Below are 13,742 nucleotides of genomic sequence, written 5' to 3' on the forward strand. Positions count from 1 at the left end.
CATTTGATCCATTGTGCGCGTGTGGCTTGTCTCATAATGTTATATTTGTTTAGAACTGGGTTCTGAAATCTTAATCGTTCAAGAATGGGAATAAATCACTCATGCCCAAATAGCCTTCGTGTTGGGCTGTATATTCGGCTGCCAATACGGCACCCAATACGAATCCGCCACGGCTTTTGGCATCGTGGGTGATGGTGATGCTGTCCACGTCAGATTCATAGCGTACGGAATGAAGCCCGAAAACTTCTCCTTCACGGATAGAGCCGATGGGAAGTTCGTTGGCGGCACACTCATTGGTTCCGCTGACGGTTCCGTCCGGTGCTGCAAAGGTTCCTTTCACCCATTTGTCTTTGCGGTCCAGGTTCTGCAGGATACCTTCCGCCAGTGTGATGGCTGTTCCGCTGGGAGCGTCCAGTTTATGGACATGGTGTGTCTCGCTCATGGTGACGTCATAACCGGGGAATTGGTTCATAATCTTGGCGAGGTACTTGTTCAGCGCAGAGAATATAGTCACTCCCAGACTGAAATTAGATGACCAGAAAAGTGTTTTTCCGCCTTCCGTACAGAGTCTCTTGATTTCTTCGCCATGCTCGTCCATCCATCCTGTACTGCCTGACACTAGTTTCACTCCGGCTTTGAAAGCTTTTATATAATTATTGTAAGCTACCATCGGATTGGTGAATTCAATGGCTACATCGGCAGATTTGAACGCTTCCGATTCGAAGTCATCCTGATTATTGATGTCAATGATGCAGACGATTTCATGTCCGCGACTACGGGCAACCTTTTCTATCTCTTTGCCCATCTTTCCGTAACCGATCAGTGCTATTTTCATTGTTTTCTGACTTATATTCAAAATAATAGTCGCAAAGATAAGATTTTTATTACATTTGCAGTGTACATTAACGTCTTGTTAACATGGAACACCTTCTCCACTACGTGTGGAAACATAAATTATTTCCTCTGAAAGTACTGCAAACCACCAAAGGCTTACCGGTAGAAGTGATTGATTCCGGTCTGCAAAACCCGAACGCCGGTCCCGACTTTTTCAATGCTAAACTAAAAATAGACGGTACCTTATGGGTGGGAAATATTGAAATACACACCCATGCTTCGGACTGGTTCCGCCACGGACACAACTGTGACAAGGCTTATGACTCGGTGATTCTCCATGTAGTGGGAGAGGCGGACGAAGAGATAACCCGCACTAACGGCGGGCAGATTCCGCAACTGGTCCTGGCTTGTCCTGAAAATGTGCAGTCTCATTACCACGAACTTTGTGTTGCCGACCAATATCCAGCCTGTCATCCTGTGCTTGCTTCTCTCCCAAAACTGACCGTTCATTCCTGGCTGACAGCCTTACAAACCGAGCGATTGGAGCAAAAGGCGCAATTAATAACGCAGCGTCTGGAATATTGTAACAATAACTGGGAAGACGCTTTCTTTATCACCCTTGCCCGTAATTTCGGTTTCGGCTTGAATGGCGACGCTTTTGAGACATGGGCGGGATTGCTACCGTTTCGTGCGATGGACAAGCACCGGAATGATTTGTTTCAGATAGAAGCTTTTTTCTACGGTCTGGCGGGATTGTTTGAAGATACGTTCCGGAAAAAAGAGCAGGAGGACGAGTACAGCCTTCGTCTTTGCAAAGAGTTTCGTTATTTGCAACGGAAGTTTGAGATTACTCAGGTGATGGATGCTACATTGTGGCGTTTTCTAAGGCTTCGTCCGGAGAACTTTCCCCATATTCGCCTGGCACAGTTGGCCTATCTCTATCAGAAGGGGGATAAGTTGTTCTCGCGGTTGCTGGAAGCGGAGACTTTGGCGGAAGTCAGAAAGTTGTTGGACGCGCGTACCTCTTCCTATTGGGAGAACCATTATCTGTTCGGGCGGCTTTCTGCGAAAAAGGATAAAACGGTGGGAGAGAAGTCACAAAATCTGATTGTGATTAATACGCTGATCCCTTTTCTGTATACCTACGGGTTGCATAAAGCGGACGAACGGATGTGTGAACGTGCCGGCCGTTTCCTGGAAGAGTTGAAGGCTGAAGATAATCATATCATCCGTGCGTGGAGTGATGCCGGACTGCCGGTTGTCACTGCGGCGGACAGCCAGGCGTTGATACAGTTGCAGAAGGAGTATTGCGATAAACGGAAATGCCTGTTCTGCCGCTTTGGCTATGAGTATCTGCGGCACAAGTAATCCGGCTGGGGATACGTAAAGATTTAGCTCCTGAAATAACTAAGATATCAAACTTGTCATTATCTTTGCAGCGTCAATTAAACTCTTAATTTATATAGTGTTATGAGAGCTAAAAAGTTTATATGCTGCTTGTTGGCCATGGTGCTGTTTGCAGGTGTTTCGTTCATCTCTTGCGGTAATAGTTCGAAAGCAAAAGCTGACAGTGAAGCGGCTGTCGGATCCGGTGAGGATTTCAAGTCGTTTTTGGATAAGTTTACTTCCAGTGCGGCATTCCAATATACCCGTATCAAGTTTCCGTTGAAAACTCCGATTACCTTATTGGCAGATGACGGTGAAACCGAGAAAACATTCCCTTTTACCAAGGAAAAATGGCCGTTGCTGGATAGTGAGACAATGAAGGAAGAACGTATCTCTCAGGAAGAAGGTGGTATCTATGTCTCCAAGTTCACAGTGAACGAGCCCAAACATAAGGTGTTCGAGGCGGGATATGAAGAATCAGAGATCGACTTACGTGTCGAATTCGAACTTTCGCCTGATGGAAAATGGTATGTAGTGGATTGCTATACAGGCTGGTATGGTTATGACCTGCCTGTTGGAGAGTTGAAACAGACCATAGAACAGGTGAAAGAAGAGAATGCGGCATTCAAGGAGATACATCCTTAGAAAGTACAATCGGTAATAAGTGATCGGTTGTTACCGATTGCTTATTTTTTTTACGGTTCTCCTACATAGTATCCCAATTCGGATTCTTTTCCGTCCACCATCTCTCTGACAATACCGTTTTTAGTGTTGAACTCCTGGTAGAGTTCTTCATAATCGCGCGTATAATCAGCGTCCGGCACTACATTGACGTCGAATCTCAGTTCGGCTCTTCCGTGAGGAAGCATATTGCCGTAAATCCGGATACGGTGGATGACTTCTCCTACATTCTTAATGCTGTTGTAGGTTGCCTTGAACTGACGGATACCGTCTTCCGGGATGATGATATGCGAACTTTTGTCCAGGATGATGCAACCGCAGGAAGGCTGCATCTCCGAGATAATCAAAGGAGCGTCTCCTGTATTGGTGATAGTGAACATGATGTCAAGTTGCTGCCCTTGTTTGATGGGATAGTAATGTCTGACGGAATCCTTTATGGTCATGCTCGTGGGGCGCACTTCCTTTCTGCATCCTGCAAAGCAGAAAGGAAGCACGGTCAAGAGGAGAATATAGATGATAGTTTTGCTCATAGTTGCCATTGTTTTTTAGTATGTCACTTTTTCGGGAGGACTCGTTATGGAATGAATGCTATTTCATCCACGCCGATTTGAGCTCCCGGCTTTTTTGTACCGATAATTTTTATACTTAACGACTCCGTTCCGTTCAGGTCAACGGGGATGACGGCTTTTACCATCTCTCCCTTTTCAACGGAATCTTCTGCGTTTAGGTTTATTTTCTTATAACTTGTCCCGTCTCCCGATACTTCGATTTGTTGCGGTGCATATATGCGATGTCTGGGAAGATTCAGGAAACTGATATAAACTGTTCCTGATTCATTGATTTCTTTCACGGGCAAGTCGATGGTACATTCTTCTTGCGGGAAGATGAGCCAGCCGAAATGATAGTTGTCGGGCAAACCGTGTGTGCCGTCTGTCAGTCTTTTCAGGCTGTTTTTATTCGTTTGGGGAGTTGAAGACGGAGCAATTCCCAGAAATGCATTCTTCTTTATGTCGGAAGCAAGTATATATTGTTCCCATTCCTTTATATAATAGTCGATTTCATTGGACGACTCATTATAACAATCCATTCCGGCGAATGCTTTATGTTCTTTCAGTTGGGTTATCCATTTCCGTGCCTGAGGATTCGCCTGGATTTCTTTTCCGTTTCGTTTGGCATATCCGTAAATATCATAGCTGTGATCACGCCCCATTTCCAGCCGTGTGAAAGACAAGGCTGTCTGGAGTCCGTGAAGCTTTTTACGTTCCTGCCCTTTTGCGTCAGAAACAAAATCCCCCATTTCATCATAGAATCTGGTGAATTTCTCCGGATTGAGGAATGAATTCTCTGATTCCCGGATTCCAGCGTAAAGCCCCAGTTTCTTTCCCGACTGAGTGCTGTTCTCCAAGTCGATATAATAATCGTACAGCCATTTCTTTGATACGGGATATTCCTGATTGAAATAGTTTCTGACTAAATTATCTACGGACTGTTCCGGATTAATAAGGAGTGCCGATAATACAAAAGTTCTCATTTCATCGAAAGAAGAGTAGTTGTATCCGCTTCCGTTAAAGAAGATGCCGCTGGCTCCGTGTTGCTTGAAAAACCGAAGCCGTTGCTGGGCTATCTTTAATATGGGGAAAGGAGTTAGGTAATCATCAAAGTTGTTGATATAATCCCATATATAGATATTCTTCGTTACTTTTTTCCAGTTCTCCAATTGCCGGGCAAACTTCTTTTCCTGTGCGTCCTTGCCATCTATCCGGCGGAGCGGGAAGTCTATGGTGCTGACCATTACTCCGGCATTTGCCGGTAATGGCTTGTCCGTGGCCTGTTGTGTGCTCCGATAGGAAGTGGTAAAGAAGAAATGCTTCGGGAAACGCTGTGCCAGGCGGAGTATCAACTCGGTGACGGCAGGTGTTGCGTTCTTTTCTGTATTTCCTATGGCGGTACAGCTTGCGCATGTGCAGGCGTAAGGATTATCATCCGGTGCGATGACAAAACGGGAATTCCCCTTTTCACCGAAGTTATTCACGATATAGCCTTCAATCTGCCGGTACATCTCCGGAGAAGAGAAGCAAAGCTGTGAGCCGTCTGTCTTTCCATGGATGGTGGCATACACTTTGTCTACATTGTCTCCCAGTACTTTTCGCAGGTTGTGTCCCCATATACCCCAACTGTCGTCGAAGTTATTAAGCCCCATCACGCCTGTATAGTCGGGATTCAGACCTGCCGGAGAGTAGATGCTTTGATAATCGAAAGCAAAAGTGCCGCAAGTGTCTGTCAGGTTGACGAGAGCTGGCAGCAGGTCGGAACCGTCTATACGCGGGTCTTCCTTACTTATTTTTTTTATGAGCTGATATTGCAGCCATAACATTTGTCGGTCGTCAGAAGCCGTCAATTTTATATCTGCTCCTTTGCGGGAAATTCTGAATCCTTCCTGTGCCGTAGGGTCTATCTGTATGATGACGTGCCACATCTCTTTCTCTGAAACTCCAAAAGCGACCATTTCATCGTCATTTGCACGTTTCTTGAGATGCTCGTAGAGGTATTTTGCCCATCGGGTGTCCCGGTTGGTCGGGTCTTCCCCAATCGTGACGAGGTATCCTTCTTTGGACGGAAACATCTCCGTACGTGCTTGCATGCGGCAACCGGACAAAAGGCAGCAAATGCATATCATTCCTGCCAACAGAGGACAGAGCTTGTCAGAATGAGATATAGATTTGTGCATAGATATTATATAAGTTTTTATAACGTGTCGATATGGATTCTATCCGGTTGAGCGGACTGGTTCCTTTCACCGTATTCGTCTGGTTATAATAGGTATTCCAGGTGCCCATTAATCCTATGGTAATGTTGGGGCTGACCATGTATTGTCCCCCTAAGCCCACCATTGTATTGGTGTGCGAGAAAGAACCGGGCAGGGCATAGTCCAGCACGGCTGTCTCCGGTGCCGAGCCGATGCTCGCCATGGCGTTGATATTTGTCTTTCCGTCGTTGGCAGGGAAATACTTGGCGCCAATCTGGGCATTGTAATAGAAGTTGGAGTTGAAGAAGTGCAAGTCCAGTTTCGTATTCAGCCGGACTACTTCGATAGTCTTGGCTACTTCTCCGCCAAGAGTCAGCAAGTTTGTCTTTGACTCGTCCCAGCCGGTAAATAAGAACCCGTTCTCCCCGTTGCTGCCTGCAAAGAATTCATCATTCCATTCGTAATGCTTGTTGTAGGCGGCTACACGTCTGTATCCTACGTGGACTCCTATTTCCCAGTCGTTTTTGAGGTAATGCCTTACGGCAATATCGGCAGAAATTTCCGGAAAGTATTCGGTGGCGAGGGCTGCGTTGACTGTAGCGCTCCATTTAGGGGAGAAATGATGTGTCCATTCGCCTTGTACCTGTATGCCGACTCCGCCCGGCGTCTGTTCCTCGGCTTCCATGTTGTCGCTTGCCGAGCCGCTTCTTCCCGCATAGTTGAGACGTCCCGTATAGGTGTTCTTCCGGTTCTTCCGGGTGTATTCGGCAGTTGCGACAGAAGTGATGATGTCTTCTTCTCCATAACGTGCACGCAGGTAAGTCAATGCTATTTCATTTTTGAGCATCATGCTTCTAAGACCCGACAAGTGCCGTTGAAAAGAGCGATATTCCATGATGGACGGTTCGTAGAACTTCTGGTAATAGTAAGCTGAATCGGCCTGTCTGTTGGCTTCATATACTACTCCCTTGGTGTATTTCAGCGAACGGTTCTGACTGTCATAAAGCAGGGCTGTATCGAGTACGGCGAGAGCTTGTTCAGGGGCTTTCGCTTTTGTCAACTGCAAGGCGTGGTATTCGCTGCTTTGCGAGAAGGCACCGATAATCTCTTTGTTGCTCGGGTACTTGTTGAGTATCGGTTTCAGAAACTCCAAAGAGGCTTCATATCTCTTGTCACGCTCAAGGATAGTCGCTCTTTTGGCTTGGAAGAACGGTTCTTCGGGGTAGTAGTTGATGGCTTGTTCCGTATATTTCTCGAATTCATCGTATTTTCCTAGTAAACCGGCTGAGTTGATGGCATACCGTAATCCCAAATCGCTCGATGGATTCAAGCTGACGAGTTTGACCGCTTCGCTATATGCTTTTTTTGTAGCTCCCGCTTCCATGCATTTCTTGATATAAGGAACGGCTAGTTCTTCGTATCCGATGACGTAGAAGATGCGCATATCTTCATCACTTTGCTCGATGGCGGATAGATAAAGTTGCAAGGCTTCTTCGGTTTTGTCCATTTTATCGAGAATAAATGCCCTTTTCAACGTGCCGTTTTCATATTCCGGGAAGTGAAGGGTGATGGTGTCCAAGGTGGCGAGTGCTTCGTTGTAGCGTTTCATATTTATGTAGCAGCTCAACGTTTTTTCCCAAGCAGCGCCATTGACTTCGTTGTCAAGATGCCTTTGGGAAACAAATAGCACATGAGGTAATGCTTCTGCATACAGGCCGAGTTCCATTAACTTTTCCGCTTTCTTCATGTGCTGTGCAGACATGGCTAATGTGATGTCATAGTCATCGGGATACATGTCATACAGTTTCTTCAAAGCCGAATAGGCGAGGTCGTCCTCGTTCATCTGGCGATAAAGCATATACTCTTTATATAAAATACCTTTATCTGAGTTGCCATATTGCTTCTTGGCTTCCCGGATATAGAACAATGCATCGTCGGTATATCCCCTTGTCACCGAAGTATTCAGCAGATACTCCAACGCTTCTTTGTTCTTGTTTCCCCCTTCATAGGCCATTCCGTACAGTACATAGGGATCCCGTTGCTTTTCCGCTCGGGCAGCTTCCATCAGCAAGTCGTTATACATACGGCGTATGGCAGGGCTGTTGTTCCTTCTCATTTGTTCACGCATAAATGCCAGCGCTTCAGGATAACGTGCCAATTCACCGAGGATAGAAGCTCTTTTTACGATGAGAGCACTGCTTCCGGGCAAGGCAGCCAAGCCATTGGACGACCAGCCTAAAGCTGCTTCCCGGTTCCCTTCCTGCAAGTGCAGATTGATAATGTCCAGGTAATACTCTTCATTGTCAGGAGATACTTTGATTAGTTCCGTCAATTTCTCAATTGCTTCTTTCCGGTTGCCGCCCTTTTTCATCTGCTGATAGCCTATCTCCATACTGTAGATATAATCTTTTCTCAGAATGGTGTCGTTCGGGTAAATCTGGTTGATCCGTTTCAGCAGGCGGTCGGCTTCCACATCGTTGTTCTGTTTACGATACAATTCAATCTTTCTCCGCCATAAGCCTCGCCAATACGGGTTCACTTCCAATAATTCGTTCACATAACAAATGGCACTGGAATAGTTCTCCGTAATATCTTCTACGTCTACCAGTAAATGCTTGGCATTGACGTTATTGTAATTGTTATCAACAGCTTTGACAAGATGGTAGCGCGACTGGTCATAGTCCTTTTCGTGGAACCAGTACTTGCCCATAAGCCATTCAAGGTCAGAAACATTCGGGTATTTCTGAAGCCCTTCGTCCAATATCTCTTTCCCCGCTTCCCACTCTTCGTTAGCAAAATGCTCCTGTACAATCTGGGCATATTGCTCCGGTGTCTGGAAGCCTTTGTCGGTACCTACGGAAGAGGTAATCAGCAAAAGCAGACAGCCTAATATGGTAATCTTATGGAGAAATTCTCTGTTCATCCTGTCTTGTTGTTTATTTCTAACTTAAATCGTTGCCGGTTCGGGTTTTATTGTTGCATTGCCGTCGGTTCCGGTTTCGCTTCCTTTTTTCTGCTTGAATCCTGCCCGTTCCATCTTCTTCCACTTGAAGTCCCTGTTTATGAGATAACTGAGGTATCCTCTCAAAGAGCAGAAAGTGATGATGGGGTGATAAAAAATCGGTTCCAATATGGACGCAATGATAATCCACAGGTATTCGTACCCTCTTTTATAAAGCATTCCGACGTAATAATCGTAGGTGATAACGACAATGGAGAGGAACTGGCAGAACGTGTAGATTGTCAGATAAATCATCCATGCCGTATTCCAGTTGACCGCTCCCGTGAAAGCCAGGTAGATGAATACTATCAGGCCTGCCAACTCGATGATGGGTGCCAGAAACTCAAAGATGAACATATAGGGCAGTGTGAGCAGTCCCATCTGCTTATAGTCCTTATTGAATATCATTTTATGATGAATACTCAGTGTCTGGAATAATCCGCGTGCCCAGCGGGTACGTTGGCGATAAAGCATCGCAAGGTTAGGCGGCCCTTCTGTCCAGCAACAGGTATCCGGAATCTGCACAATCTTGTAAGGGCGCGAGAAGTCGCACATATATCCTACCATACGGGTAATCAAATCCATGTCCTCTGCAAAGGAAGGGGCATCGTATCCACCTGCCTCAATAGCTACCGAACGGTCAAAAAGGCCGAACCCACCAGATACATTCGGCATGCCGTTGATGGCAGACCATCCCATCTTGCCTATCAGGTAGGAACGCATATATTCCAGATTCTGGAAAAGCGGAATCGGGGTACGGGGAGTCCTGACATCCACAATCTGCCCGTCTTTTACTACACATCCGTTGGCCATCAGCATTGTCCCGCTGACTGCAATCACCTGCTTGTCCGAAGAGATGATTGGTGAGATGCATCGGTAAAGAGCGTATTTCTCCAGGATACAATCTACATCCGTGCAGATAAAGTAAGGGTATGAAGAGACGTTGATGCCTGCATTGGATGCGTCCGCCTTGGTTCCACCGTTTTCTTTGTCGACGATGATGAGCTGGCTGTATTTCGGATTCGTCGACTTCAAAAGCCTTCTGAACGGTTGGGTCTTGATTCGTTCGATATATGCATATGGCACTTCTACCAGTTCATAATGCTCGACAATTTTCTCCAACGTGCTGTCCGTACTGCCATCATTTACAATGATTACCTCGAAGAGCGGATATTCCAATGCAAGCATGGAGTTGATATTGTCGATGATTGTCTTTTCTTCATTGTAGGCGGGAGCAATCACCGAGATGCCGGGTGTATAAGGAGATTCTTTGATTGTCTTCCGCATATAACTCTCCACATAATAGTCTTTTCTCCGTTTCAGAGAAATGAAAGAGAGGAAAGCGAAAGTGACAAAGCTTATCGCCAACATACTCGTATAAAAGAATACGAAATAATTGAAGATTGTAAATATGATATCTTTCATGCTCTCTAATTTAACTGGTTGATTAACGGATGCTTCGTATGGGCGAACAATATCGCAGAGTGAGAATCAGCTTTTCGCTCCAATTGATCGAAGGTTTTTCTTCCCATGGCACTATAATCGTATAGGGCTTTCAGGATTACTCGTTTCGTTCCCCAATTGTCGGCTTCGTCGTAAGCATTGTAAAGAAATCCCAAGGCTTTGTCCGTCTTCAAGTCGGCGATGGCGGTGATGATTTGCCGTTTGACTTCTTCCGGTTGCACATGATACATCTCAATCAGCTTGGGTTCTATCTCTTTGTATTTTAGTTTTCCCAAAGTTTTTATCGCTTCGCTCCGTATTTCTGTAGAGCGCGCGTTGATTTGTTTTGCTAAAATCGGTGCACTTTCTGTTTCATTGTATAGTCTTATCTCATTGATAAAGAATGTCTTAACATTTTCCTCGGCTGAAGTGTTTACCCATTTTATGAAACTTGGGGTGTTATAACCTACCTTCTTAGGATGTTCAAGGATAGCATGCAATTCCATCATGTCCCATTGCCTTAACTTCATGCTGATATCTTCGTCGAAGAAACGAAACGGGTCTCCTTGGCTTAACCACATATAAGTATAGCGTGCCGAATTTCTCAATTCCATCTCGCGATGGTAGAGGAAACGTACTAATACGGCTTCGGAAGCATATCCGTTGATGGACTGAATAAGTTTCAGGGCTTGTATCTTAGCTCTTTTAGTCCCGAACTGTAGTTCGCGTTCGAGAAAACGTGTTATCTGGAATACGGTTTGTATGGATTGGTAGTTGACCTCATTGATTTCATTCTCATGTACACTCTTGATTTCCGTTAATAGCTGCGTGATGATGCGTAGCTCGGCGGGCTTGGGGCGTTTTTTCGTGTTATATGCTAATCTGTCTGCTATCTCCTCCTCATTTAATGCATTGGAATCTAGTGAGATTGTCTTCATTACTTCATAATACTTATCGAATGCTTTGTTATATTTCCGTTTCTCTTTCCGTCTTTTGAATATACCATATATGATATGGAATAGTAGGAACAAGTATGCAATAATGCAGAACATAACAGCGATTGAGCATATTCTTATGATCAACGGATATCCTACGAACTTATAGTATATCCAATAGAAATAGTATTCTATGAAATCTACGCCATATAAAACTTGCTCCATTTCCCTTGATATATTTATCTAAAAACTTGTATATTTAAAACAAATGCTGTACATTTGTTGTATTGTATGTTCTGCTGTATGCAAATATACTAAATAACTTGTATATATTAGCCATTATTCATGGACAGGACTTTTGGACGGTATTTCATACCTTGTGATTATTTTCGATGGAAAGGGTTGAAATGACAATTAGTGGCGGTTAAAAGGCTATAAAGTATTAAAGATATTTTTGATTAGTTAACGAATGAGGCCGGTATATGCGAGTCATATGGCGTAATCTCATGCGAAACAAAAACAAACAATAATTTAAATTCTGGAATATGATGAAGATTAAAAAATTGATGTATGTCCTTATGGGGGCATTTGCCATTGTTGCTTGTACGGATAATGACAATGAAGGGGGAGTGAATAATGGAGAAGAGGGAGGTGATAATTCGCCGGAGTATGTAATTCCTGCTGGGTTTGATTTTGCAACTAGCCGTGCAGTCGCAGTTGAGGTGGCTTCAGCTAAACCTGTAGTCGTATCCTTGTATTCGGATAAGGACTGTAAAGAAGAAAATTTATTGGTTGGAGATTTGCTTGTGAAGGGTGAAAAAAGTTTAGAGCTAAATGTGCCGATTCACTGTATAAATCTTTATTTAAGATATGCAACGGCAACGACAACAGCTAAAGATGTTGCATTTCCGATTGCCAATGTTACTCGTGGAAGTGAAGTTGTAGCAATTACAGTGCCTGAAGATGCAGTGCAACCTACTAATGAAAAGGATGCCGGATGGCTTTTCTATCACAATACAGGGGTTGCTATGTTTGAAGACAATTGGCCGATAGAACCGAATAAGGACAATGATTTGAACGATGTAGTTTTTGAATATGATTTGAAGGTTACTGAATGTCAGAATGAGGAATTGTTAGTAAATCAGGCATATAAAGAGAACTTGAAGCTGACTTTGGATATTCGTGCGAAAGGTGGCAGATATCCTACAGCGATTGGTGTAGTATTGGGTGGTTTGGACAAGAAATATATTAATGAGGCTACTGCTGTAACCCGTATTGTATTGAAAAAGGGACAGGGAACAGAGGACGAATTAGCTGTGGGAAAAATGGAAGCGGAAATGCGCGGAACATTGTTTGGCAAATCGCAGTATTGCAAAGTTACTGTAGATACGAAAAATAGTAATCCTGTTATCATAATGGACGGATTGGCTGATTTAGGTGATAACACTAATTTCTTCCAGACTACAGAAGGATATATAAATCCGGGACAAGGTATGTTGCGCGCAGAGATTACGCTGAGTGGTAAGGAACGTACCAGTCTTACAGAGGATTTGGAACAATTGAAGGCTTATCGTGAGCTTATTACTAATACAAATAATCAGAACTTCTTTATTAAGACAAACAGCAATAAAGAGATTCACATGAAAGGTTATAGGCCGACTTATTTTTATACTAATTATGACGCTGATTCAAAAGGTGAAATGATGGACGGTGTTCCATATTGTAATAAGAATGGTTTTGTTTGGGGAATAAAAGTTCCTGTTGGTACAAAACATGCTTATGAGCAAGTGCTGTTTGATGATGCTTATCCTAAGTTTCGTGGTTGGGTGACTAGCAACGGTACCGATAATAAAGATTGGTATTTGCATCCCGTAGGGGGAAAAGTAGTAGAAGCTTGGTAATACAAAAGCTCAGCCAATACGTTATTTGAGATATTTTGTACAATTTGAACCCCTCTTTTTTCGAAAAGAGGGGTTTCTTTGTACCCGGAAAAACAATCTTTAAACTAATACCCGTAATGATGAAGCGATTTTTTATTGGCTACAGTTTGATTACTTTTTTCTTTTTGAATAGTGTAGTGCTCTTTGCGCAACACAAAAACTCCTTTACCAAACAATGGAAAATAGAAGATGAATCCCATGCCTTGCAGATGATAGAACATGCGGATACATTGGAACTGATTGTTCCTAAAGGTTTGACCATGTGGTATGGGCAACGTCTGACAGGTGATTATGAGATAAGTTATCGTATCTGTATGGTAATGAAAGGCGGAACATATGATCGTTTAAGTGACTTGAATTGTTTTTGGGCTGCCAATGACCCTAAACATCCTGATAACCTTTTTGCCCGTAGCGAGTGGCGGAACGGTGTCTTTAAAAACTACAATACACTGAACCTTTTCTACGTTGGATACGGAGGAAATGACAATTCTACGACTCGTTTCCGTCGTTATTGGGGAGAATATTACGGAATAGCAGACGATAAAGTAAAACCGTTACTGAGTGAGTATACAGACGCACCGCATCTGCTTGCTCCCAATCAATGGTATCAAATTCAAATCCGGGTTAAAAAAGGAATAACTACTTATTCAGTGAATGGCGAGGAACTTTTCCGTTATTCTGTGGCAGATGGCTTGGGGAACGGTCATTTCGGATTACGCCTTTTGCAGAATCACGTCTTGTTTACTGGCTTTAAAGTGATTACATTTTAAATTGCA

Annotated in this window: 10 protein-coding genes; 4 read left to right on the plus strand and 6 right to left on the minus strand. The window is 44.0% G+C overall.

Going from position 1 to position 13,742, the window contains the following annotated elements; genetic code table 11:
• Positions 1 to 70: 70 nt before the first annotated feature.
• On the minus strand, positions 71 to 835 hold the full coding sequence (gene dapB, locus RDN93_RS01215) for a 4-hydroxy-tetrahydrodipicolinate reductase (protein WP_308743855.1): 765 nt from the start codon (positions 833 to 835) through the stop codon (positions 71 to 73).
• A gap of 83 nt (positions 836 to 918) precedes the next feature.
• On the opposite strand from dapB, the gene RDN93_RS01220 reads away from it, so the two are divergent.
• Complete coding sequence (locus RDN93_RS01220) at positions 919 to 2,202, plus strand: DUF2851 family protein (RefSeq protein ID WP_308743856.1); 1,284 nt, start codon at positions 919 to 921, stop codon at positions 2,200 to 2,202.
• A gap of 102 nt (positions 2,203 to 2,304) precedes the next feature.
• Positions 2,305 to 2,865 carry a DUF4348 domain-containing protein gene (locus tag RDN93_RS01225; RefSeq protein WP_308743857.1) on the plus strand — a complete coding sequence of 187 codons (561 nt, stop codon included), beginning with the start codon at positions 2,305 to 2,307 and terminating at the stop codon, positions 2,863 to 2,865.
• Positions 2,866 to 2,915: 50 nt separating this feature from the next.
• On the opposite strand, the gene RDN93_RS01230 is transcribed toward RDN93_RS01225, so the two are convergent.
• The 5 genes from RDN93_RS01230 to RDN93_RS01250 are packed head-to-tail and all read right to left on the minus strand — an operon-like array spanning position 2,916 to position 11,251.
• Positions 2,916 to 3,431 (minus strand): DUF1573 domain-containing protein, encoded by a 516-nt coding sequence (locus RDN93_RS01230; RefSeq protein WP_308743858.1) that lies wholly within the window; start codon positions 3,429 to 3,431, stop codon positions 2,916 to 2,918.
• A 44-nt stretch (positions 3,432 to 3,475) separates the two neighbouring features.
• Positions 3,476 to 5,629 (minus strand): DUF4838 domain-containing protein, encoded by a 2,154-nt coding sequence (locus tag RDN93_RS01235; protein WP_308743859.1) that lies wholly within the window; start codon positions 5,627 to 5,629, stop codon positions 3,476 to 3,478.
• The gene (locus RDN93_RS01240; RefSeq protein ID WP_308743860.1) at positions 5,604 to 8,570 is read right to left on the minus strand and encodes a hypothetical protein; all 2,967 of its coding nucleotides are present in this window, start codon (positions 8,568 to 8,570) and stop codon (positions 5,604 to 5,606) included. Before RDN93_RS01240 ends, RDN93_RS01235 begins: the two co-directional genes overlap by 26 nt.
• A 24-nt stretch (positions 8,571 to 8,594) precedes the next feature.
• The gene (locus RDN93_RS01245; RefSeq protein ID WP_308743861.1) at positions 8,595 to 10,073 is read right to left on the minus strand and encodes a glycosyltransferase; all 1,479 of its coding nucleotides are present in this window, start codon (positions 10,071 to 10,073) and stop codon (positions 8,595 to 8,597) included.
• Between the two features lie 5 nt (positions 10,074 to 10,078).
• On the minus strand, positions 10,079 to 11,251 hold the full coding sequence (locus RDN93_RS01250; RefSeq protein WP_308743862.1) for a HEAT repeat domain-containing protein: 1,173 nt from the start codon (positions 11,249 to 11,251) through the stop codon (positions 10,079 to 10,081).
• Between the two features lie 320 nt (positions 11,252 to 11,571).
• Between RDN93_RS01250 and RDN93_RS01255 the strand changes: the two genes are divergently transcribed.
• Positions 11,572 to 12,927: a DUF4842 domain-containing protein gene (locus RDN93_RS01255; protein WP_374047356.1), complete on the plus strand. Its 1,356-nt coding sequence runs from the start codon at positions 11,572 to 11,574 to the stop codon at positions 12,925 to 12,927.
• A gap of 116 nt (positions 12,928 to 13,043) precedes the next feature.
• Positions 13,044 to 13,736: a DUF6250 domain-containing protein gene (locus tag RDN93_RS01260; protein ID WP_308743863.1), complete on the plus strand. Its 693-nt coding sequence runs from the start codon at positions 13,044 to 13,046 to the stop codon at positions 13,734 to 13,736.
• The last annotated feature ends 6 nt before the right edge of the window (positions 13,737 to 13,742 follow it).

Source organism: uncultured Bacteroides sp., from assembly GCF_902491285.1.
Lineage (GTDB): Bacteria > Bacteroidota > Bacteroidia > Bacteroidales > Bacteroidaceae > Bacteroides.